Below are 20,677 nucleotides of genomic sequence, written 5' to 3' on the forward strand. Positions count from 1 at the left end.
TACGATGTGTTATAAAGAGATTTCGATATTATTTTGCTTTGCGCGAAATCACCTAATATCTTATTTCATCATAATATTATAGTTTGGAGGCTGAGTGATTTTCGTAGAAAATTGTACCGAAGCCCCGAAATCACATAATCAAATCCCGCTCGTTGTCTTCTTCATCTTCTTCTTTGGGATCTACTTGTTCTTGTAAGTTTTGCGGAAGTTCGTCCTTATAGGCAAACTTCATGGGTATGGGTAGTGCCGCCGCCATGGCGATGACTATAATAAGCATCGTAAGACGCATAAATCGTTTAAATTTCATAGTAATGATACAGTTGGACCAATTCTAAATCAGAAATGGTATTAGACCCTCTCATAGAGAATGTCTGATTAAAAAAATAAATAATGGATTAACGAGCAGCCCTTAGGATAGGGTTACTGGGAAAAAAGAAATATCTGTATCATCAGATAGGGTAGCGCGTTGTTGTAGATGATCTATAACAACCGTATGTTGCGTGGTATGTGTATTGATTTCTTGTACGGTGAGTGTACGCGTCGTATTGGTATGCTGTAATTGTAATAAACTCTCAAATGAAAAAGCGATAAAGAGGGGTGTATAACCAGCCTTCTTTGCTTGTTGTACCAACTGTACATAGGAAACACCAGATGTTTTGGTATGTATATGTGTATCTACAACCTCTACTTGGTTTTGAGAAGAATGCTGCGCCCGTGTTTCATACCCAAACGTAAGTGATAGCCCTATCAATACCCATAGGCTAACCATCATGTGTTTTATGTTATGAAGTGTATACATTAATGTAAAGATAGTTTTCTTTTTGGAAGAAATGAAATGTGAAATATTTGATAAGCTTAGATAGGCACTGTTTTGACTCTGAGGTATCTGAATCCCTTTTCACGAACCTGCCAGACGCAGGCTGAAGTGTTATTAAAAAGATCTCTTTTGGTGTTAGATTATAGAAAATAAATTTTTATTCTTCCAACATCCAACATCCAACATCCAACATAAAACCAAAAAAAGAAGACAACCACTACACGAGCGATTGCCTTCTTAATAGAAGCTGGGTATGCTATATCAATTAATGTCTATGTTCTAACAGCGAAGCGATCTATTTTCTTGCGTCTTCTAAAAATTATCCTTCGGTTTGTAATTTCTTTTCCCAAGCCAATGCAAAGGATTGATCAAACAATATTTCTTTCTTCACTTTATTTGCTTGTATTTCTTGTAACCACGTACGTTGCCTAGGACTTAAGTAGATACTTGCATTTTTACGCTTGCCTAACGCGCTGTTTATTTTTGTTTTCTGGAGATTACTTAGCGGTAAATATTTATAAACCGTATGACGTAAGTAATAATCCTCATCACTGCTTGCAGGACGATATGAATTGTCTTGTGCTATAGGAGTGAAGTTGTTCCGTTTTGCATAAGAATCTAGTTCTTTAATATCTACTTTGCGGTCATCATAAGTAACCTTTACCACTTCGCGACCTTTCATAAAACCAGCTTCCGTGTTTAAAACCCCTTCTGAAGCACCTAATTGCTTTTCTCCTGTCCAGAAACAGTACATAGAATAGTACTTTTCTTTGGTGCTATGAACCGCAGTTAACTCTTTTCCTAATAGATTCATATATTCAGGAATCTCTGTATAGGTCTTGTTTAATGCATCTCGCATCGCGTTGTATAGTCCTTTTGCTGAGTAGTTTCCTGCGACTCTTGGGGTAAGGTTGGCGCCATTAGCATCTACAATACGAACCACAGGATTGTTCCAGCTAGGTTCTTTAAACTGATTTAATATCTGACGGTCTTTTCCGCCTTTATTATTGTGAATGACTAAGGGAATAAATAAATCTTCTATGGCTTCGACGAGTAAAGGATTGCTCAATACATTGTTTCCATAATTGCGACAAGTCGCACAGCCAGGGACTTCTTGAAAAAGAATAAGAACGGGTTTGTTCTCTTTTTTTGAAAGAGCCGTGGCAGCATCATAATCGCGATACCAACTCACTTTTCCTAATTCGACATCTTGTTGTAACGCATTTGTACGTTCTTGTGCTGTGCTATTTAAAAAGGTAAAACACAATACGAAAACGCCGATAAGGGTGTATGGATTCTTTTTCATATTCATAGCGATTCTTTATTTACTAGATTAAGTCCTGTCATGACGCTATATCTTACAGTGTTACTCCTTTTTTAAGGGTTTTTAACATGTCAAATTTCCTAAAGGTTTTATATGCTCCTACCTGCCGGTAGGGAGGTTCGCGAAAGTAAATCTATAGACTAAAATCTATATTCTAAGAGCGAAGCGGTCATTAAATAACAATTCAGTCACGTAAAATGACAGTTGGGTTTTTTTTGCTTTCGCGAAAGCGTATAGTTCCCCATTTTTACAGCATCAAAAAACAATAGTATGAAACACCTTATCATTATGGCCCTTATCTTACTTTCATCAGTAGGTAATGCTCAAACACCTTACGAAAAAGGAATGCGTAAAGCATTTGATCTTATGGAACAAGGCAAAATGGATGATGCGTCTAATCTTTTTGAACGTATCGCTTCTGCCGAAAAAGACAACTGGCTTCCAGAGTATTACATTGCTCAAGCTCATGTGTATAAATGTTGGATCACGTGGGAGACTAAGGATGAAAGCACACTTAAAACAAATCTAGATAAAGCGCAAGAGCATATTAATAATATGCTTACGATAGATAAAGAAAACCCGTATGCCAAGCAGATGCAAGCACAGTTATATACGGTTTGGGTTGCTTTTGATGGAATGAAGTACGGAATGAAGTATTCTGGAAAAGTGTCCGAGTTATATGCAAAAGCACTTGCTGCCGAACCAGAAAATCCAATGTTTATATTTAATAAAGCAGAATGGGATATAGGAGCTGCACGTTATTTTGGGAGTTCTACAGAACCTTATTGTAAAGAAATAAAACGTGCCATAGATCTTTTTCCTACCTTTAAACCAGCCACAGAGTTTCATCCAAATGATGGGTTAGAACGCGCAGAAGAGGCGTATAAGGAATGTACTAAATAAGCCTGAACGCATAGCATAAGAACCGTACGCATGAAATATAATATACTTAAAGAGTTTTTAAAAGGATTTGTCATTGGGGTTATTATCTTTTTGACGAGAACTTTTGTGCAATACTTAGTAGGAAATCCATTACCAGGGAATAGTTTTCTTGATGAATTCTTTTTTAATCAATTATTTGCTGTGTCTATTTATATGGCCACTGTATATATATTTAAAAGGTTTATTGATTATTACGGAACTGATTTCTGGAATACACGACCTGTTATTTTAGGACTTATTTCTGAGGTAGTAGCCACGGTTATTATTGTATTTGTCATTCGTATATTTATTATCACGGTTTATTATAAACAGCCTCTTAGTCAGTTTCTAGAACAAGAGAAAATAGAAGAGTATTATTTTGCGGTTATAGTTTCCTTTGTTTGTATGTGCCTTTATTATGCCTTTTATTACTGGAAAAGTAAACAAGAAGGAAAAGTAAAGCAATCTAAGATTATTGCGAGGACGGCTTCTGCTAAGTTTGATGCTCTTAAAAATCAATTGGACCCTCATTTCTTATTTAATAGTCTTAATGTATTGGCTAGTCTTATAGAAGAGAATCCAAAACAAGCTCAAAAATTTACAACGTCACTATCCAAAGTATATCGATATGTACTTGAACAAAAGAATAAAGATCTTGTTCCTGTAGATGAAGAACTTGCATTTGCTCGTACATATATGAACTTGATTAAAATGCGTTTTGAAGATAGTATTACGGTTGAGATTCCTGATAGTATTTCTAATACAGAGCTTAAAGTAGTGCCTTTGTCTTTACAGTTATTGTTAGAGAATGCTGTAAAACATAATATGGTAACCCCAACAAAGAAACTGCATATTAAGATTTATGAAGATAGGAATAGGCTCGTTGTTCAAAATAATATTCAGGCTAAGCAAGTAATTAAGAAGAGTAGTGGGGTAGGGTTATATAATATAAAACAACGTTATCAACTCCTTACAGATACTGGAGTATCTATAAAAGATGATGGAGTCACTTTTGAAGTAGCTATTCCTATGCTTATAGAACAGAAAGCATTTGTCCCTAGACAGAAACAGTATATAGAAGATAAACGTTACAAGAGAGCCAAAGAAAAGGTGGAAAAGATAAAAGGGTTTTATATACATGCTACTATTTATGTTATTATGGTGCCCGTATTTATCTTTTTAAATTCCCGATCCACTTCATTTCCTTGGGCATTATTCCCTATACTAGGATGGGGTTGGGGTGTGATAAGCCATGCGGCAGAGACCTTTGGATGGAACCCTTTATTTAACAAGGAATGGGAAGCAAAGAAGATAGATGAATTAATGAATGATGATGAGTTCTAATACAAAATATGTTAGTAAAGTATAATCTATAATTTATATGACAGAAGAAGAACGACGTGATAAATATGAACGTGCAAAACAACGTGTTGCTGACCTAAAGAAGTTTTACACCGAAGTGATAAGTTATGTTGCTTTTATAGTGATGCTCGGAGGTCTAAATTATTATCTGAATGAATGGAGGTATATGTGGTTTTTATGGGCAGCATTTGGTTGGGGAATAGGTCTTGTATTTAGAGCATATAAAATATATGTGAAGTCTTCTTTTTTTGGAAGAGATTGGGAAGAACGTAAGATTAGAGAATATTTAGATAAGGATGATAAAAATGAATGATATAGAAACCAAAAATGACCTTAAATATTTACGAGCAAAGGATGCTATAAAACGTATACGTGGCTTTTATGGACATTTATTTGTATTTCTTATGGTTATTCTGGCTGTTGCCATATTACCAATTTTTGATGTATCATTTTGCTTTATGTGTTTTTCTGACAATCACTGGATGAATATGCTAGGACTTATTCCTTGGGGAATTGGGCTTTTAATACACGGTCTTGTTACTTTTAGAGTATTTGCACCGCTTCATAAATGGGAAGAGCGTAAGATTAAGGAGTTTATGGAACTGGATGAGGAATAGGGGTATTTTCTAAGGTAAATCTACAAGAAACTGATATCAATATATGTACCTTTGCGCCAGCAGGTCGCCTTATCGATCGCAGTAATGTGGTAGGAAAGTCCGGACACCATAGGGTAGCATAGCGGCTAACGGCCGTCGCACTAAACTCGTTTTAGTGTAGGACAAGTGCAACAGAAAGAATGTACAGGTAATGCTGTAGTGCAACCAGGTAAACTCTATGCGGTGCAATGTCAAGTATACCCACAGTTAAGTGTTACTCGCACGTTGTGGGAGGGTAGGCAGATAGAGAGGGCTAGTAATGGTCATCCCAGATAAATGATAAGGGTTACACATTGTGTAATACAGAATCCGGCTTATAGACCTGCTTTTTTCTTTTTATTTACTTAGTTATATAACCAGAAATAGATTTGAAGATTATTACATATGTAATACAAATTCACTTCCATTATTCTCAGGTTTCCATCCTTTTAATAGCGCTGTTCTAATATAATTTTCTATATCTTTTGGAGTAATAATTCCTTGAGAAACTGTACCAATTTTTTGAAAAGCTCCATCTGGTCTTAAAAAATCAGTAATCACATAAAGAATGGTTTTTCCATGTTCTTCTTTTTCAATAGCCACCATTAGCAGATCATCTGCCGATTTATACTTTCTTCTAATCATCCAACGGTAGACTACATTATCTACACTAATTTTTCTAGATCCTTTTTTTGGTATGGCCATTTTTAAGTATTAGAAGCATGTTTGAGTACACCAATGTATTAATTTAAGTTGAAGACCTTTATAAAAAGGGGCTTTTACCTCTTTCTTATAGACGGGGTGTGTCATAGTTTTGCATCAGAAATCACAATAGATTTCAATTTATCTCACTAAAAATAAGAATTATGCCACATTACGCACAAGGAACGACTGGATGGACGAAATTAAATAGCTACCAAGCATTATGGGATCCAAAGATTGATTTAGGAAAATTTTATTTCACAACATTTAAAGGAGTACGTGAAGAAACACCGTATATGACAGCAGAAAACTTTGCTAGAGTTATCGATATTTTAAGAAATGAAACTCCGGTATATGGAAATGCGAGTACAGGATCTGTGACTACACAAACAGAAGCTGTAGGAGAAGAGGAGAGCTAGAATAGAATAATACACAGTTGGGTTAAAGGATGGTATCTATGAGATGTCATCCTTTTTTAAATAGATACCATAAGGAGTTCTTAGTTAGAATCTACATTTATTTTTATGTAGCATTGTTAAATATTTTCGCTTAAAGCGAAAAAAACAAAATGTATGGTACTGTGAATTATTCTTCTTCGTCACTTTCGGGCAAGACAAAAAAGCTAAAAGCATTGCCTCCATAGTGCCGTGTTTCGACAAAATTTTGAACATGATCCATCTTTGTATGCTTACTATGCTCTATGATTAGAGTACCGTCGGGATCTAATAATTCATTTTTAAAAATAAGCGATGCAATTTTCTCAAATTCTTCGATAGGGATATTATATGGAGGATCTGCAAAAATGATATCATAGGTCCCAGATGTTCGTTCTAGGTATTTAAAAACATCACTTTTAATAGTTTGTATAGCATCAAAGTTAAATTCTTCTGCGGTCTTATTTATAAACTGGATACATCCATAATTAGCATCTACAGAGACAATTTGATGTGATCCTCTAGAGGCAAATTCATAACTTATATTCCCTGTTCCAGCAAAGAGATCTAATACTCTAAGTGAACTTATATGAAACTGACTGCGTATGATATTGAATAAGGCTTCCTTTGCCATATCTGTTGTAGGACGTACAGGAAGTTTTTTAGGAGCCTTTATACGACGTCCTTTGTATTTGCCAGAAATGATTCGTGTCATGCAAGAGTGCTTAAAATATAATCTGTAATGGGTATTGAAGAGGTTTGGTCTTCTTTAATTTTTATTGAACGTATATATGTATATGCGATGGTATATAATGGATCTTCCTTTTTAATATGTCCTGTAAATTCTACAACTACTGTATCTGGGTTTAATTCTAATTGCTCTAATGTAAATAGTGTATAGTATATAAAATCCTCTTTTGTACGAAATTCAAATGAGTTTGCGAGTAGTAACTTCTTTTTATGAGTTACAACAAAGTCAAAGCTATTTTTATGTACGTGGATATATACCTTAGGAATATCATGTGATGCTTCATGATTAAGTACTTCTTCTATAAATAATGACATTCCATGATAATAATCAAAGGCTCCAAAAGTATCAAAAAAGAAATTATTCACATTTGTATATGGGACATAAATAGTGACGATGTCTTGTGTATCTATTGTATCATATGCAATGAAATCGGTAGCTAAAATTTTTGTATTAAATTTTAAGTAATCCGTAAGTTTTTCTGCATCAAAAATAGCTTTAGGTACTATTGTAAATAATGAATTACTATACACAACTTCAACCTTCTTAAATGATTCTTGTAACTCTGTATGGTTATTAAAAATAGTAATAACCTGTGTGAGTAGTGATGCAGGATCTACTTTTTGAGTAAATGGGATTGTTTTATAATCTATGACCTCTTGTGATGAGATATCTTGAGTAAAAAAAGAAAGTCCATCTAAGCATACTTGGATGGACAATTTCTTTGTTATTGTATGTGTTTGACTATTATTCGTCATTTGCACCGTAACTCTTCGGCCAGTTTCCGTTTGTGTTGATTTTGAAAAGAGATCCTACGATAAGTGCATCTCCATTTACTCCGTCTACAGAAATAACTTGCTTTTCTTTATTGATGAAATCTTTATCCTGATCAAATAATAAAGTTTCTTTAAGTACTTTAATTTCAAAGACAGGGAAGTCAATATTACTTTTGTTTATAGTACCTGTTTTAATTTCAAACTTAGCGTTTGATCCTTCAATAGGGACATTAATCATTGTTTTATAGCGATCTGACTTTTTAAATAAAGAATCTTTTACAGATCTATACCCTAAAGTATCTATCAATGTAATTTCTTTATATGTATCAACGCCATAATCTTTTGTTGCTTGTTCATCTAGTACAGTAGAATCTCTACGTTGTGTTAATGTAAATTGTGCAGTATCTATAAAACGAACTAATTTATCAAAGTCGGCTTCATATTTTCCGGTAACTGTTCTATGAGCTAATTCAGAAACACGAAGATCTCGTAAATTCTCAATGGCCATTTTGTACCTTTTTTCCTTTATCTCATTAAATTTTACTTCTCCATAGATGGCGTTAAAGAGTAAATAAGATAATACACCTATTACCACCCAAAGTACAATTTGTAATACAATTTTCATTCGTAGAAGATTTTTTATATTAATTAACCTATACTCGCAAATCTACAATTTTTTTTTATTGGTAAAAACATATTAAGATATTTTCCTTCGTTATCTTTAAACCCGATTAATATCTTCTTATGTCTATAGACCCCTCATCCTTTTATAAACAGTTACAAACGGACTTTCCGTATACTCCTACTATCAAGCAAGATATACTATTGCAGAAGCTGTCAAACTTCTTATTAGACAACAATTATGATGCCGTTTTTTTATTAAAAGGATATGCAGGAACTGGTAAAACAACAATTATAGGGACACTTGTTAAAAATTTATGGAAAGCACAACTATCCTCTGTCCTTATGGCACCTACTGGTCGAGCAGCAAAGGTAATTAGTAATTATAGCAAGCGTCAAGCCTTTACAATACATCGTAAAATTTATTTTCCAAAAAAAGATAAAGGAGGTGGAGTATCTTTTACATTGCAACCTAATAAACATCGTAATTGTGTATTTATCGTAGACGAAGCTTCTATGATTTCTGATAGAGCTAGTGAATCCAAATTATTTGAAAATGGATCTCTTCTAGATGATATGATGCAATATGTGTATAGTGGTCATAAATGTAAACTTATTTTAATAGGAGATGATGCACAATTACCACCCGTAAAACTAGACATATCACCAGCTCTAGATAGAGATGTATTATCCTTACAGTATAATAAAGAAGTAGATACGTTACAACTAGATGAAGTGATGCGTCAAGCTGAATCTAGTGGTATTTTATCTAATGCAACATCTATAAGAGAATACCTAGAAGATGGGTTTTATCAAGATTTTAAATTTGACCTTAATGGATTTAACGATGTTATACGCCTAGTAGATGGTCATGATATTATGGAAGCTATACAAGATTCTTATGATCAAGTAGGAAATGAAGAAACAGCTTTTATTGTACGATCAAATAAAAGAGCAAATCTTTACAATCAACAAATACGAACACGAATTCTTTTTCAAGAAGAAGAAGTTTCTGCAGGAGATCATCTTATGGTGGTAAAAAATAATTACTTCTGGGTAGATGCAAAAAGTGATGCTGGTTTTATAGCAAATGGAGATATTGTTAAAGTATTAGAAATATATGCTATTAAAGAACTGTATGGATTTAGATTTGCAGAGGTTAAAGTACAAATGATAGATTATCCAAACATGGCTCCTTTTGACACTGTAATTATGTTGGATGTACTTGCTATGGAAACTCCATCGTTACCTTATGAAGATGCAAACCGTTTATATCAAGAAGTACAGAAAGATTATGCAGATGAGAAAGCAAATTACAAACGTTTTCTCAAGATCAAGAATAATAAGTTTTTTAATGCACTTCAAGTTAAATTCTCTTATGCAATCACCTGTCATAAATCACAAGGAGGACAGTGGGAACGCATATTTATAGAACAACCTTATCTGCCAGATGGAATGAGTAAAGATTATTTACGATGGTTATACACAGCCGTAACAAGAGCTACTTCTAAGGTATACCTTGTTAGCTTTAAGAATGATATGTTTATAGAAGACTAATGTAAAAATAGTATATTAGGCACTATTATTTAAAGTCGATCATGAATTTTGAACTTATTATAAGTATTGTATTAGGCTTTTCTCTTGCAGCAGCTGCAGGTTTTAGAATTTTTATACCGCTGTTAATGGTAAGCCTTTCTGCGCATTTTGGTTGGTTTCCGGTAAATGAAAGTTGGCAATGGGTAGGTAGTACAACAGCCTTGTGGTTATTGGGAATTGCTGCTGTTATTGAAGTATTTGCCTATTTTATTCCTTGGCTAGATAATATATTAGACACTGCCTCTGTTCCTCTTGCAGGAATTGCAGGTACATTACTTATGGTCTCTACAATGGGAGATGTTAATCCTGTTTTTTCTTGGGCATTAGCAATTATTGCAGGGGGAGGTGCAGCGGCAGCTATATCAGGAACGACAGGTGCTACGCGACTTACTTCTACAGCAACTACTGGAGGGATTGCAAATCCTGTAATAGCTACAGTAGAAACAGGAGCAGCAACTACTATTTCTGTGGCAAGTATTTTGTCTCCTTTTATAGCATTAGTGATTCTTTTTATAATTGTAGGAGGTGTTTGGAAATGGATTAAAAAGTTAAGACGTTCTTGAATGGAAATAGGATTACTTATTTTTGTAACTACAATTAATTTTAAATAGTACGCTTTCGCGAAAGCGTATACAACCCCATGAGCAACCCTTTGAAAATTATTGCAATGATACCCGCTCGTTATGCGGCTTCTCGTTTTCCAGGTAAAATGATGAAAGATTTAGCAGGTAAACCTGTTATAGTACGTACGTATGAAAGTACAGTAGCTACTGGTTTATTTGATGAAGTATATGTCGTTACCGATAGTACTGTTATTTATGATGCAGTCTTAGCAGAAGGAGGAAAGGTGATGATGAGTAGAGAGGATCATGAATGTGGTAGTGATCGTATTGCAGAAGCAGTTGCAAAGATAGATTGTGATATCGTTGTTAATGTACAAGGAGATGAACCTTTTACTTCAAAGGAAGATCTTGCTCCAGTACTCAATGTATTTTATGCAGATGATGCAGCACAAATTGATCTTGCGAGTGTAATGACTCCATTATATACCGACGAAGAAATTCAAAACCCTAATAATGTAAAGGTTATTGTAGACGCGATGGATTATGCTTTGTATTTTTCAAGATCACCTTTACCGTATGTACGAGATGCAGATGTAACATTAACAGTTTATAAACATAAAGGAATCTATGCTTTTAGAAAACAAGCCGTTATTGATTTTTCAAACCTTGCGATGCGTTCTCTTGAAGCAGCAGAGAAGATTGAATGTATTCGTTTTTTAGAATATGGTAAGAAAATAAAAATGGTTCGTTCTCATAACGTGGCTATTGGTATAGATACTCCAGAAGACTTAGATAAAGCGCGTACACTCTTTTTAAACAAATAAGTATGAGATTATTTAAATGGATTTATACAAAAGTACTTGGTTGGGAAGCTATTGGAGATTTTTCTAAAGAAAGCATTAAAAAATGTATAGTGATTGCTGTACCACATACAAGTTGGCACGACTTTTATATGGGGATTTTTTTACGTTCTGCTTTAGGAGTTAAGATTGGTTTTATAGGTAAGAAAGAATTATTTAAATGGCCTTTTGGGTATCTCTTTAAAGCTATGGGTGGTGCACCCATTGATCGAACACCAGGACAAGATAAAGTAAAAGCAATAGCAAAAGTATTTGAAGAACATGATGAGTTTAGGCTTGCACTAGCACCCGAAGGAACTCGTAAAAAAGTAGAATTACTTAAAACAGGATTCTATTATATAGCCATAGAAGCAAAAGTACCTATCATTATGGTAGCTTTTGATTTTGGAAAAAAACAACACCGTATTTCAAAACCTTTATATCCATCTGGAAATATAGATGAAGATTTTGCATTAATTTATGAATTCTTCAAAGGTACTATAGGTAAAGTCCCAGAATATAGTTTTACTCCTAATAAGTAATATACTATTAACTATCAGGTTTTTTTAAAGATAAGAGAATCTTTTTTTGCAGGTACATTTTCTTGAGATTGTGCGTTACCACCTCCAAAAAGTAACGGTGTGCTAGAAAAGCTTGTTCCAAAAGTAGCTGCTGCCAGAAATACTTGTTGTACAGCGCTACGAACTTCTGCCTCAGATAAAGGACTCAATGGATGTACATATACAGACCACAATACGTTATCTGATATAGCATATTTTACATCTAGTGCAGAGTGAAAATTTGCTGTAAGACAATCTAATAATAATTCTTCATCTAGTCTTGAAGCTTCTACAATAGGTGCTATAATACGCATACGATCATTTATAGAATCCGTAAGAACAATCATAGGGAGTTCTTTTAATTTCATTTGCCATCTTCCGCTATAACCATCTATACTATCTACTTCTTGTGTAAGTATGGATTTTAAACGTTGATTTGTCATTTGTGCCTGTACAAAAAAGGAAGAGAATATAAAGGCTACTAGTAAAAGAAGTGTTTTCATAAAAGTAAAGTATAACACATTCAGTCGATTATTTTTATGAATACTAACAATGTGCTAAGGATTAATTATCGATACGTAACGAGTATAAATTACCATTTTTTTTGGAAGTTCCTTCTTCTGATATAAGAAGGGTGTTGCTATCTTTAAATGTGATACTCTCTTTTTGAGAGTAATGTTTAAGTTTTATTTTATGAATATACCCTGTAAAGAAGTTGTCATCTTCATAATTATCAAAAATCCAAACTTTATTATAGCTTAAAACTGCTACTTTGCCTGTTGTATGATCTATAGTAGCACTTGTAATTTGGCAATCATCACGGTCAGAACAGCTTATAAAACTATCTATAAGAACAGCAGTATGGTGCCCTTCTTTTTGAGGGACTCTATAGAGCTTTGTTGTTCCATCAAAGTTTTTACCGTGATTTCGGTTACGAGTAAAGAGATAGAAATGAGAATTATGTACAATAAAAGCTTCTATGTCAAAATTATGATTTCCTTTTTTAGGCGGATATTTCTTTTGATCTTCAAGTGTAAATGTTGTTGATTTTGCATAGGTTGTATATGTAGGGTCTGTAATATGAGCAATATCTTCTACCCAATATATCGTTTGATCTGTTCTATTATTCTCATTATTTCCAAAATCCCCGATGAATAGGTCATCTCCACTACTAGCGAGATCTTCCCAATCTATATTTGTAGCATTTGTAACTGTGATATCTTGTATGATTTTTCCAGAGTGAACATCGACTGTAAATACTTGGTTACTTCCTCCAGAATCATTTATAACATATATCTGGCTATCATTAGTTCCTAAAGAGATTCCTGAATTTTCCTGTAAGATACTTGGTAATGTGGTTTCATACGTTAATTTCCCATAATCTTGAGGTTGACACTGTGCAGCAGTAAGAATGAGTAAGAGATATAATTTTAGAAAAAACTTCATATAATAAGATTGGAGTTAAAGGTACTATTTTGTTAATCATTTTTAGAGTTAGTTTATTATAAAACCTTACTATGAAAGACAAATAATTTAATTTAAAATAGTAAAAACTGGGAATGATTTATAATGCCATGTGCATCTTAAGAAATCTTATATTTGCATTGCTTGAATATTGCACATATGACCCACGAAATTACTGATGAATTGCAAGGAATTAAAGTATTAGTTACTGGAGGAGCTGGTTTTATAGGTTCTAATCTTTGTGAGTTTTTACTAAATAATAATGCTATAGTACATTGTTTAGACAATTTTGCTACTGGACATAGAGAAAATATTAGTTCTTTTCTCAATCACCCTAACTTTACATTATTTACTGGAGATATACGTAATCTAACAGATTGTAAGAATGCAGTATCTTCTATGGATTATGTATTACACCAAGCTGCATTAGGTTCTGTACCTAGATCTATAAATGATCCAATAACAACAAATGAAGTAAATGTGAGCGGGTTTTTAAATATGCTTACCGCAACTAGAGATGAAGGAGTAAAACGTTTTGTATATGCAGCCAGTTCTTCTACATATGGAGATTCTACTACATTACCTAAAGAAGAAGATATTATAGGAAAACCCCTTTCTCCATACGCCATAACAAAATATGTGAATGAATTATATGCAAATATATTTCATAAAGTATATGGGGTAGATACAATAGGATTGCGTTACTTCAATGTGTTTGGACGTAAACAAGATCCTAATGGAGCATATGCAGCCGTTATTCCAAAATTTGTAAAACAATTAATAGATCATCAATCTCCTGTTATTAATGGTGATGGATCGTTTTCAAGAGATTTTACATACATAGATAATGTAATAGAGATGAATGTAAAAGCAATGCTTTCAATACATCCAGATGCTGCAAACAATGTATATAATGTTGCTTACGGTGAGAGAACTACGCTTATAGAGCTTTTAGGAATATTAAAAGAAGAATTAGCACAATACGACACTGCAATAAAAGATATAGAAATACAATTTGGTCCTGAGCGAGTAGGGGATGTCCCTCACTCATTAGCATCTATAGATAAAGCAAAATCATTGCTAGGGTATGCACCAGTTTTTGATATTAAAAAAGGGTTGCAAGCTTCTGTAGATTGGTATTGGGAACATTTAAAATAAAAATATTTATGACAGATATTAAAATAGGAATTATAGGTTTAGGGTATGTGGGATTACCACTCGCTCGCCTATTTGCAACCTCTTATAATGTTGTTGGATTTGATATAAAGGAAGAGCGTATTAAAGACTTGAATCAAGGTATAGATAGTACTCTTGAAGTTTCTAAAGAAGAGTTGTTAGACGTTTTACATGATAGTAGTGATATAGGTAATGGTCTATATTGTTCAAATAAGACAGAAGACTTAGTAGATTGTAATTACTACATTATTACAGTACCAACCCCAATTGATAAAAATAATAGACCAGTATTAACACCTTTATATAAAAGTAGCGAAACTATAGGGGGTGTCCTTAAGAAAGGAGATATTGTTATTTATGAAAGCACCGTATATCCAGGTGTAACAGAAGAAGAATGTGTGCCTGTATTAGAAAGAGTGAGTGGTCTTACCTTTAATGAAGATTTCTTTGTAGGATATTCTCCAGAGCGTATTAATCCTGGAGATAAATTACATACGGTAGATAAGATTTTGAAAGTTACTTCAGGAAGCACTCCAGAAATAGGAAAAAGAGTAGACGCATTATATGCTTCTGTAATCACAGCAGGAACACATCTAGCTCCTACAATTAAAGTAGCTGAGGCTGCAAAAGTGATAGAAAACTCTCAACGAGATATTAATATTGCTTTTGTAAACGAGCTGGCAAAAATCTTTAATTTAATGGGGGTAGACACGCAAGATGTACTCGCCGCTGCTGGAACAAAATGGAATTTCCTTCCTTTTAAACCAGGCTTAGTGGGAGGGCATTGTATAGGAGTAGACCCTTATTATTTAGCTCAAAAAGCTCAAGAATTAGGATATCATCCAGAGATTATCCTTGCAGGAAGAAGGCTTAATGATAGTATGGGAGCCTATGTCGCTTCAGAAGTAGTAAAACTAATGTTACAAAGTGATATTAAAGTTAATGGGGCAAAAATCTTAGTTTTAGGAATTACATTTAAAGAAAATTGTCCAGATGTACGTAATACAAAAGTAGTTGACGTCGTTAAGGACTTAGAAGAGTATGGAACAAAAATCACAGTTTTTGATCCTTGGGTAAATCCAGAAGAAGTAAAGAACGAATATGGACTTGATGCTATAAATAAAACGCCAAAAGAAAAATTTGATGCAATCATTCATGCAGTTGCTCATAAAGAATTTTCAGATATAGATATTACAGCATTTAAAAAAGAAAATGCTATTATTTATGATGTAAAAGGCGTGTTAGGCACTATTGTAAACGGAAAATTATAATGAACATATTAGTTACAGGAGGAGCAGGTTTTATTGGATCGCACGTAGTGCGTAAACTTGTTACTTCCTATCCAGAATATCATATTTATAATATAGATGCACTGACATATGCTGGTAATCTAGAAAATCTAAGTGATATAGAAGGTGCCCAGAATTATACGTTCTTAAAAGCAGATATAACAGATATTGCTACAATAAATAGATTATTTACAACATATAAATTTGATAAAGTAGTACATCTCGCAGCCGAATCTCACGTAGATCGCTCTATTGAAGAACCTTTGGCCTTCATTAAAACGAATATTCTTGGAACCATGAATTTACTTAATGCGTGTAAGTCCATTTGGCAAGATGATAAAAAGCATTTGTTTTATCATATTAGTACTGATGAGGTATATGGTTCCTTAGGAAATGATGGTTTATTTACAGAGAATACATCCTACAGTCCTAATTCTCCGTATGCCGCGTCAAAAGCAAGTTCAGATCATTTTGTGAGAGCTTATGGTGAAACTTATGGAGTACCTTACATTATTTCAAATTGTTCTAATAATTATGGGCCAAATCATTTTCCAGAAAAATTAATTCCCTTATTTATTAATAATATTATAGAAAAGAAACCACTTCCAGTTTATGGAGATGGTAATTATACGCGAGATTGGTTATATGTTATTGATCATGCATATGCCATAGATACCATCCTACATAAAGGAGTTATTGGAGAAACGTATAACATTGGAGGTTTTAATGAATGGAAAAATATAGACTTAGTAAAATTACTATGTACTATTATGGATGATAAGCTTTCGCGAAAGCGGGGTACTTCAGAATCCCTTATAGAATATGTAAAAGATCGTCCAGGTCATGACAAGCGATATGCTATCGATTCCTCAAAAATTAATAAAGAACTGGGGTGGAAACCATCGGTTACTTTTGAAGAAGGTCTGATGCTTACTATTGATTGGTATCTAGCAAATACTACCTGGCTTAAAAATGTTACCTCTGGAGATTATCAAGCGTATTATACAAAAATGTATCAATCATGAAAGGAATTGTACTTGCAGGAGGAACTGGAACTCGATTATATCCACTTACAATAGCGGTAAGTAAGCAATTATTGCCGGTGTATGATAAACCTATGATATATTATCCTATTTCTGTATTAATGCTTGCAGGAATACAAGAGATACTTATCATAACTACACCAGATGATCAACCTGCTTTTAAAAAATTGCTAGGAGATGGATCTTCTTTGGGATGTTCATTTCAATATGAAGTACAAAGAGAGCCTAATGGACTTGCCGAAGCGTTTATTATAGGAGAACAGTTTATTGGGAATGATAAAGTTGCACTCGTGCTAGGAGATAATATCTTTTATGGTAATGGCTTGAGTAAGATGCTTCAAAATAAGACAGATATCAATGGAGGTGCTATTTTTGCATATCCAGTAAGAGACCCTGAACGTTTTGGAGTAGTAACATTTGATGAGAATCATAAAGCGACAAGTATAGAAGAAAAACCTGCAGAACCTCAATCTAATTATGCGGTACCAGGGTTATATTTCTATGATAATAATGTTGTTAAAATTGCAAAGACAATACAACCTTCTTCTAGAGGGGAAAAAGAAATTACTGCAATAAATCAAGCATATTTATCAGCAGGAGAATTAGAAGTTGTTGTAATGAGTAGAGGGATGTCTTGGTTTGATACAGGAACTGTAGACTCATTAGACGATGCTACAGAGTTTATACGAGTACTTCAGCATAATCAGAGTACCATGATAAGCTGTCTTGAGGAAATTTCCTATAAAATGTCTTGGATTACTTATGAGCAACTTAAACAAAGTGCTAGTCGTTATGGTAAAGGGAGTTATGCTCAGTATTTAAACACATTATAAATGGAAGTAAAAAAAACTTCATTTAAAGACCTCATTATTTGTAATCCGTCTGTATATAAAGATGAACGTGGTTATTTTTTTGAATCTTATAATGAATCTTTATTTCAAGAATTAACAGGACTCTCTCCTCAGTTTGTACAAGACAATCAGTCTCGGTCTAGTTATGGAGTTCTAAGAGGGTTGCATTTTCAAGTAGGGGATAATGCACAGGCAAAACTTGTAAGAGTCTTAGAAGGAGAGGTGCTAGATATCGTAGTAGATTTACGCATAAATGAACCCACATTTGGACAATCGTTTTCTATTGTATTATCTGCTCAAAATGGCACGCAATTATTTGTGCCTAAAGGATTTGCTCATGGGTTTTTAGTACTCAGTGATCATGCTACATTTTTTTATAAATGTGATAATTATTATAATAAAGAGAGCGAACGAGGTTTAAAGTATGATGATCCTGCACTTGAAATTAATTGGCAGTTAGATGCTCAAGATTTATTATTATCAGAAAAAGATCAAAACAATCTTAGTTTTGAAGCAGTAAAACAACTATTGTCTGTATAGTGAACTCTCTCAAACAATATAAAAAAATTCTTATTACTGGCGCAGATGGTCAGTTGGGGAAAGCGATTCAAGTTGAAAGTGTATTGTATCCAGAATTAGATTTTATATTTGCTACCAAAGATATGTTGGATATATCAAATCCTACATCTATACATCAAGCTGTACAAGAGTATCAACCAGATTTTATTATAAATACAGCAGCATATACAGCGGTTGATAAAGCCGAAACTGACGAAGATGCATCCTATTTACTTAATGAAAAAGCAGTACATATACTGGCTACTATTTGTAAAGAACATGCAATAGCGCTTATTCATATCTCTACAGATTATGTTTTTGATGGTGTTTCTAAAAAAGCTTATACAGAAGAGACTGCTACTAATCCGAAAACGATTTATGGAAAATCAAAATTGGCAGGGGAAAAAACGATTCAAGCTATAGACGATTTAGTATATACTATTATACGTACTTCATGGTTGTATAGTAATTACGGTCATAACTTTTATAAAACAATGTTACGTCTAGGTGATACTCAAAAAAACATACAAGTTGTTAATGACCAGTATGGGGTTCCGACACTTGCAAATGATTTGGCAATAGCTATATTAGAAATTATACCGAAGTTAACTATTAGAAATAGCGGTATTTATCATTATAGTAATGAGGGGAGTGCTACGTGGTACGCTTTCGCGAAAGCGATATTTGAATACTCAAAATTAGATGTTCAAGTTTCTCCTGTATTGTCACATGCGTTTCCTACTGTTGCAATACGCCCTAAAAACAGTATATTGAACAGTACAAAGATTGTTAAAACTTTTGGTGTGTCTAGACCTTTATGGAAGGATGCACTACAACAAATCATATAAATAGTCTATATGCTTTTTAACTCTATAGATTTTGCAATTTTCTTGCCCTTAGTATTCCTGATCTATTGGGGGATAATGCATAAGTCTATTACAGTTCAAAATATATTTATCATACTAACTAGCTATGTTTTTTATGGCTGGTGGGACTGGCGTTTTTTGTTTCTTATTGGAATAAGCACTCTTGTGGACTATTTTGTAGGTATAGGCCTTAAAACGTATGACTCACAAAAGAAGCGTAAGGCTTTATTATTACTTAGTATTCTAACCAATATTGGTATTTTACTCTTTTTTAAATACTATAACTTCTTTCTTGAAAATTTTACAAATGCCTTTTCTCTTTTTGGAAAAGAAATTTCGACTACTAGTTTACAAATCATATTACCAGTGGGAATTAGTTTCTATACTTTTCAGACATTATCCTATAGTATAGATGTGTATAAGAAGAAAATAACACCTACTAGTGATTTTTTTGCATTTACAGCTTTTGTATGTTTCTTTCCTCAGTTGGTAGCAGGCCCTATAGAAAGGGCTAAAAATCTTTTACCTCAATTTCAAAAAAAGCGATATTTTGAGTATTCAAACGGTGTAGACGGATTAAAACAAATTCTTTGGGGATTGTTTAAAAAAATGGTCATAGCAGATACTTGTGGACATTATGTAGATATATTATATACAAACCCTTCTGATTTTTCTAGTAGTTCTTTGCTTCTTGGAGCTATATTCTTTTCATTTCAGATTTATGCAGATTTTTCTGGATATTCTGATATTGCAATTGGAGTAGCTAGATTATTTGGATTTCAACTTAAGCAAAATTTTGCTACTCCATATTTTTCAAGTTCTGTGATTGAGTTTTGGAAAAGGTGGCATATCTCGCTTTCTACTTGGTTTAGGGATTATATCTATATTCCATTAGGAGGAAATAAAACATCTAGGAGTCGTTTTATATTTAATATTCTTGTCGTTTTTGTGGTAAGCGGTTTTTGGCATGGTGCTTCCTGGACATTTATTTTATGGGGTTTTTTACATGCCGTTATTTATTTAATCACTTTTTTGTTTATGAAAAAGAAAGAGATTGTAAAAACAAAGCATATATACACTATAAGGTATGTTTTTAATACCGTTTTTACTTTTTCTATAGTGTCATTTATGTGGATCTTTTTCAGGTCAGAAAACTTAGATATAGCTCTTGAGTATATTTTAAACTTATTTTCCAGCAGTATATTTAGTTTTCCTACTTTTATAAGTAAAGGAAAACTCTTAGTAATCTTGTTATTTCTGGGAATGTTGCTTTTTATTGAATGGAAAGGTAAAAATGAAAGTCATGCTTTGAAGAAGTATATGAACACATATCCTAAAATAATGCGATGGTCATTTTATTCTTTACTGATTTTATTCATAGGTGTTTTTTCAAATAGTGATGAGACGCCGTTTATTTACTTTCAGTTTTGATTATGAAGCGATTTATTAAACATATAACAATATTCTTCCTTTTCGCTATTGTGTTTTATGTTTGTGGTATTTGTTTTTTAGGTGAATTTGTTCCATCCTAT

Annotated in this window: 24 protein-coding genes and 1 other RNA gene; 17 read left to right on the top strand and 8 right to left on the bottom strand. The window is 33.4% G+C overall.

Translation table 11 applies throughout. The annotated features are described in order from the left end of the window. Positions 1 to 409: 409 nt before the first annotated feature. Positions 410 to 772 carry a hypothetical protein gene (locus tag ABJD27_RS00570; RefSeq protein WP_348173494.1) on the bottom strand — a complete coding sequence of 121 codons (363 nt, stop codon included), beginning with the start codon at positions 770 to 772 and terminating at the stop codon, positions 410 to 412. A gap of 364 nt (positions 773 to 1,136) precedes the next feature. Continuing rightward, positions 1,137 to 2,123: a VPGUxxT family thioredoxin-like (seleno)protein, type 2 gene (locus ABJD27_RS00575; RefSeq protein ID WP_348173492.1), complete on the bottom strand. Its 987-nt coding sequence runs from the start codon at positions 2,121 to 2,123 to the stop codon at positions 1,137 to 1,139. A gap of 288 nt (positions 2,124 to 2,411) precedes the next feature. On the opposite strand from ABJD27_RS00575, the gene ABJD27_RS00580 reads away from it, so the two are divergent. From ABJD27_RS00580 to rnpB, 5 genes are all read left to right on the top strand, one after another. Then, positions 2,412 to 3,044: a hypothetical protein gene (locus ABJD27_RS00580; RefSeq protein WP_348173490.1), complete on the top strand. Its 633-nt coding sequence runs from the start codon at positions 2,412 to 2,414 to the stop codon at positions 3,042 to 3,044. 30 nt (positions 3,045 to 3,074) lie between these two features. Next, positions 3,075 to 4,406 carry a 2TM domain-containing protein gene (locus ABJD27_RS00585; protein WP_348173488.1) on the top strand — a complete coding sequence of 444 codons (1,332 nt, stop codon included), beginning with the start codon at positions 3,075 to 3,077 and terminating at the stop codon, positions 4,404 to 4,406. Between the two features lie 37 nt (positions 4,407 to 4,443). Further along, on the top strand, positions 4,444 to 4,737 hold the full coding sequence (locus ABJD27_RS00590; protein ID WP_348173486.1) for a 2TM domain-containing protein: 294 nt from the start codon (positions 4,444 to 4,446) through the stop codon (positions 4,735 to 4,737). Then, entirely contained in the window at positions 4,730 to 5,041 is a 312-nt protein-coding gene (locus ABJD27_RS00595) for a 2TM domain-containing protein (protein WP_348173484.1), read from the top strand. The genes ABJD27_RS00590 and ABJD27_RS00595 overlap by 8 nt, the downstream gene beginning before the upstream one ends. A gap of 56 nt (positions 5,042 to 5,097) precedes the next feature. Then, positions 5,098 to 5,413, top strand: an RNA gene (rnpB, locus tag ABJD27_RS00600) — RNase P RNA component class A. Between the two features lie 45 nt (positions 5,414 to 5,458). Here the strand turns inward: rnpB and ABJD27_RS00605 are convergent. After that, the gene (locus tag ABJD27_RS00605) at positions 5,459 to 5,764 is read right to left on the bottom strand and encodes a hypothetical protein (protein WP_348173482.1); all 306 of its coding nucleotides are present in this window, start codon (positions 5,762 to 5,764) and stop codon (positions 5,459 to 5,461) included. A 161-nt stretch (positions 5,765 to 5,925) separates the two neighbouring features. Here ABJD27_RS00605 and ABJD27_RS00610 point away from each other — a divergent pair, with 161 nt between their 5' ends. Beyond that, positions 5,926 to 6,180, top strand: coding sequence for a hypothetical protein (locus tag ABJD27_RS00610; protein WP_348173480.1), 255 nt, complete (start codon positions 5,926 to 5,928; stop codon positions 6,178 to 6,180). Positions 6,181 to 6,346: 166 nt separating this feature from the next. Here the strand turns inward: ABJD27_RS00610 and rsmD are convergent, their stop codons facing one another. Genes rsmD through ABJD27_RS00625 form a run of 3 tightly spaced genes read right to left on the bottom strand, consistent with a single transcriptional unit; the run spans position 6,347 to position 8,344 of the window. Next, positions 6,347 to 6,910: a 16S rRNA (guanine(966)-N(2))-methyltransferase RsmD gene (rsmD, locus tag ABJD27_RS00615; protein WP_348173478.1), complete on the bottom strand. Its 564-nt coding sequence runs from the start codon at positions 6,908 to 6,910 to the stop codon at positions 6,347 to 6,349. Continuing rightward, complete coding sequence (locus tag ABJD27_RS00620) at positions 6,907 to 7,662, bottom strand: DUF3822 family protein (RefSeq protein WP_348173476.1); 756 nt, start codon at positions 7,660 to 7,662, stop codon at positions 6,907 to 6,909. The genes rsmD and ABJD27_RS00620 overlap by 4 nt, the downstream gene beginning before the upstream one ends. Before the next feature lie 28 nt (positions 7,663 to 7,690). Then, positions 7,691 to 8,344, bottom strand: coding sequence for a hypothetical protein (locus tag ABJD27_RS00625; protein WP_348173474.1), 654 nt, complete (start codon positions 8,342 to 8,344; stop codon positions 7,691 to 7,693). 119 nt (positions 8,345 to 8,463) lie between these two features. Here ABJD27_RS00625 and ABJD27_RS00630 point away from each other — a divergent pair, with 119 nt between their 5' ends. The 4 genes from ABJD27_RS00630 to ABJD27_RS00645 all read left to right on the top strand — a co-directional run bounded on the left by ABJD27_RS00630 (position 8,464) and on the right by ABJD27_RS00645 (position 11,880). After that, the gene (locus ABJD27_RS00630) at positions 8,464 to 9,897 is read left to right on the top strand and encodes an AAA family ATPase (RefSeq protein ID WP_348173472.1); all 1,434 of its coding nucleotides are present in this window, start codon (positions 8,464 to 8,466) and stop codon (positions 9,895 to 9,897) included. Positions 9,898 to 9,938: 41 nt separating this feature from the next. After that, positions 9,939 to 10,499 carry a DUF4126 domain-containing protein gene (locus tag ABJD27_RS00635; protein WP_348173470.1) on the top strand — a complete coding sequence of 187 codons (561 nt, stop codon included), beginning with the start codon at positions 9,939 to 9,941 and terminating at the stop codon, positions 10,497 to 10,499. Between the two features lie 77 nt (positions 10,500 to 10,576). Then, positions 10,577 to 11,323 carry a 3-deoxy-manno-octulosonate cytidylyltransferase gene (kdsB, locus tag ABJD27_RS00640; RefSeq protein ID WP_348173468.1) on the top strand — a complete coding sequence of 249 codons (747 nt, stop codon included), beginning with the start codon at positions 10,577 to 10,579 and terminating at the stop codon, positions 11,321 to 11,323. A 2-nt stretch (positions 11,324 to 11,325) separates the two neighbouring features. Further along, entirely contained in the window at positions 11,326 to 11,880 is a 555-nt protein-coding gene (locus tag ABJD27_RS00645) for a 1-acyl-sn-glycerol-3-phosphate acyltransferase (RefSeq protein WP_348173466.1), read from the top strand. 14 nt (positions 11,881 to 11,894) lie between these two features. Here the strand turns inward: ABJD27_RS00645 and ABJD27_RS00650 are convergent, their stop codons facing one another. Further along, positions 11,895 to 12,401, bottom strand: coding sequence for a hypothetical protein (locus tag ABJD27_RS00650; RefSeq protein ID WP_348173464.1), 507 nt, complete (start codon positions 12,399 to 12,401; stop codon positions 11,895 to 11,897). 61 nt (positions 12,402 to 12,462) lie between these two features. Further along, on the bottom strand, positions 12,463 to 13,344 hold the full coding sequence (locus ABJD27_RS00655; RefSeq protein ID WP_348173462.1) for a hypothetical protein: 882 nt from the start codon (positions 13,342 to 13,344) through the stop codon (positions 12,463 to 12,465). 177 nt (positions 13,345 to 13,521) lie between these two features. Between ABJD27_RS00655 and ABJD27_RS00660 the strand changes: the two genes are divergently transcribed. The 7 genes from ABJD27_RS00660 to ABJD27_RS00690 are packed head-to-tail and all read left to right on the top strand — an operon-like array spanning position 13,522 to position 20,576. Continuing rightward, on the top strand, positions 13,522 to 14,520 hold the full coding sequence (locus ABJD27_RS00660) for an SDR family oxidoreductase (protein WP_348173460.1): 999 nt from the start codon (positions 13,522 to 13,524) through the stop codon (positions 14,518 to 14,520). Positions 14,521 to 14,528: 8 nt separating this feature from the next. After that, positions 14,529 to 15,809 (top strand): nucleotide sugar dehydrogenase, encoded by a 1,281-nt coding sequence (locus ABJD27_RS00665; protein ID WP_348173458.1) that lies wholly within the window; start codon positions 14,529 to 14,531, stop codon positions 15,807 to 15,809. Further along, positions 15,809 to 16,852 (top strand): dTDP-glucose 4,6-dehydratase, encoded by a 1,044-nt coding sequence (rfbB, locus tag ABJD27_RS00670; protein ID WP_348173456.1) that lies wholly within the window; start codon positions 15,809 to 15,811, stop codon positions 16,850 to 16,852. The genes ABJD27_RS00665 and rfbB overlap by 1 nt, the downstream gene beginning before the upstream one ends. Beyond that, complete coding sequence (rfbA, locus tag ABJD27_RS00675; RefSeq protein WP_348173454.1) at positions 16,849 to 17,703, top strand: glucose-1-phosphate thymidylyltransferase RfbA; 855 nt, start codon at positions 16,849 to 16,851, stop codon at positions 17,701 to 17,703. Before rfbB ends, rfbA begins: the two co-directional genes overlap by 4 nt. Then, a complete protein-coding gene (gene rfbC, locus ABJD27_RS00680) occupies positions 17,704 to 18,261 on the top strand; it encodes a dTDP-4-dehydrorhamnose 3,5-epimerase (protein ID WP_348173453.1) in 558 nt (185 codons plus the stop codon). Beyond that, positions 18,261 to 19,127 (top strand): dTDP-4-dehydrorhamnose reductase, encoded by an 867-nt coding sequence (gene rfbD / locus ABJD27_RS00685; protein WP_348173451.1) that lies wholly within the window; start codon positions 18,261 to 18,263, stop codon positions 19,125 to 19,127. The genes rfbC and rfbD overlap by 1 nt, the downstream gene beginning before the upstream one ends. 9 nt (positions 19,128 to 19,136) lie before the next feature. Further along, a complete protein-coding gene (locus ABJD27_RS00690; protein WP_348173449.1) occupies positions 19,137 to 20,576 on the top strand; it encodes an MBOAT family O-acyltransferase in 1,440 nt (479 codons plus the stop codon). Positions 20,577 to 20,677 lie beyond the last annotated feature (101 nt).

Source organism: Dokdonia sp. (assembly GCF_039945015.1).
Classification (GTDB): Bacteria; Bacteroidota; Bacteroidia; order Flavobacteriales; family Flavobacteriaceae; genus Dokdonia.

Coding starts and splice junctions, on each gene's coding strand:
- ABJD27_RS00690 (WP_348173449.1), top strand. CDS start 19,137: ATGCTTTTTAACTCTATAGATTTTGCAATTTTCTTGCCCTTAGTATTC.
- ABJD27_RS00630 (WP_348173472.1), top strand. CDS start 8,464: ATGTCTATAGACCCCTCATCCTTTTATAAACAGTTACAAACGGACTTT.
- rfbB (WP_348173456.1), top strand. CDS start 15,809: ATGAACATATTAGTTACAGGAGGAGCAGGTTTTATTGGATCGCACGTA.
- ABJD27_RS00605 (WP_348173482.1), bottom strand. CDS start 5,764: ATGGCCATACCAAAAAAAGGATCTAGAAAAATTAGTGTAGATAATGTA.
- ABJD27_RS00585 (WP_348173488.1), top strand. CDS start 3,075: ATGAAATATAATATACTTAAAGAGTTTTTAAAAGGATTTGTCATTGGG.
- ABJD27_RS00595 (WP_348173484.1), top strand. CDS start 4,730: ATGAATGATATAGAAACCAAAAATGACCTTAAATATTTACGAGCAAAG.
- ABJD27_RS00660 (WP_348173460.1), top strand. CDS start 13,522: ATGACCCACGAAATTACTGATGAATTGCAAGGAATTAAAGTATTAGTT.
- ABJD27_RS00570 (WP_348173494.1), bottom strand. CDS start 772: ATGATGGTTAGCCTATGGGTATTGATAGGGCTATCACTTACGTTTGGG.
- ABJD27_RS00655 (WP_348173462.1), bottom strand. CDS start 13,344: ATGAAGTTTTTTCTAAAATTATATCTCTTACTCATTCTTACTGCTGCA.
- ABJD27_RS00665 (WP_348173458.1), top strand. CDS start 14,529: ATGACAGATATTAAAATAGGAATTATAGGTTTAGGGTATGTGGGATTA.
- ABJD27_RS00580 (WP_348173490.1), top strand. CDS start 2,412: ATGAAACACCTTATCATTATGGCCCTTATCTTACTTTCATCAGTAGGT.
- rfbA (WP_348173454.1), top strand. CDS start 16,849: ATGAAAGGAATTGTACTTGCAGGAGGAACTGGAACTCGATTATATCCA.
- rsmD (WP_348173478.1), bottom strand. CDS start 6,910: ATGACACGAATCATTTCTGGCAAATACAAAGGACGTCGTATAAAGGCT.
- ABJD27_RS00625 (WP_348173474.1), bottom strand. CDS start 8,344: ATGAAAATTGTATTACAAATTGTACTTTGGGTGGTAATAGGTGTATTA.
- ABJD27_RS00645 (WP_348173466.1), top strand. CDS start 11,326: ATGAGATTATTTAAATGGATTTATACAAAAGTACTTGGTTGGGAAGCT.
- kdsB (WP_348173468.1), top strand. CDS start 10,577: ATGAGCAACCCTTTGAAAATTATTGCAATGATACCCGCTCGTTATGCG.
- ABJD27_RS00610 (WP_348173480.1), top strand. CDS start 5,926: ATGCCACATTACGCACAAGGAACGACTGGATGGACGAAATTAAATAGC.
- ABJD27_RS00590 (WP_348173486.1), top strand. CDS start 4,444: ATGACAGAAGAAGAACGACGTGATAAATATGAACGTGCAAAACAACGT.
- ABJD27_RS00575 (WP_348173492.1), bottom strand. CDS start 2,123: ATGAAAAAGAATCCATACACCCTTATCGGCGTTTTCGTATTGTGTTTT.
- ABJD27_RS00635 (WP_348173470.1), top strand. CDS start 9,939: ATGAATTTTGAACTTATTATAAGTATTGTATTAGGCTTTTCTCTTGCA.
- rfbC (WP_348173453.1), top strand. CDS start 17,704: ATGGAAGTAAAAAAAACTTCATTTAAAGACCTCATTATTTGTAATCCG.
- ABJD27_RS00650 (WP_348173464.1), bottom strand. CDS start 12,401: ATGAAAACACTTCTTTTACTAGTAGCCTTTATATTCTCTTCCTTTTTT.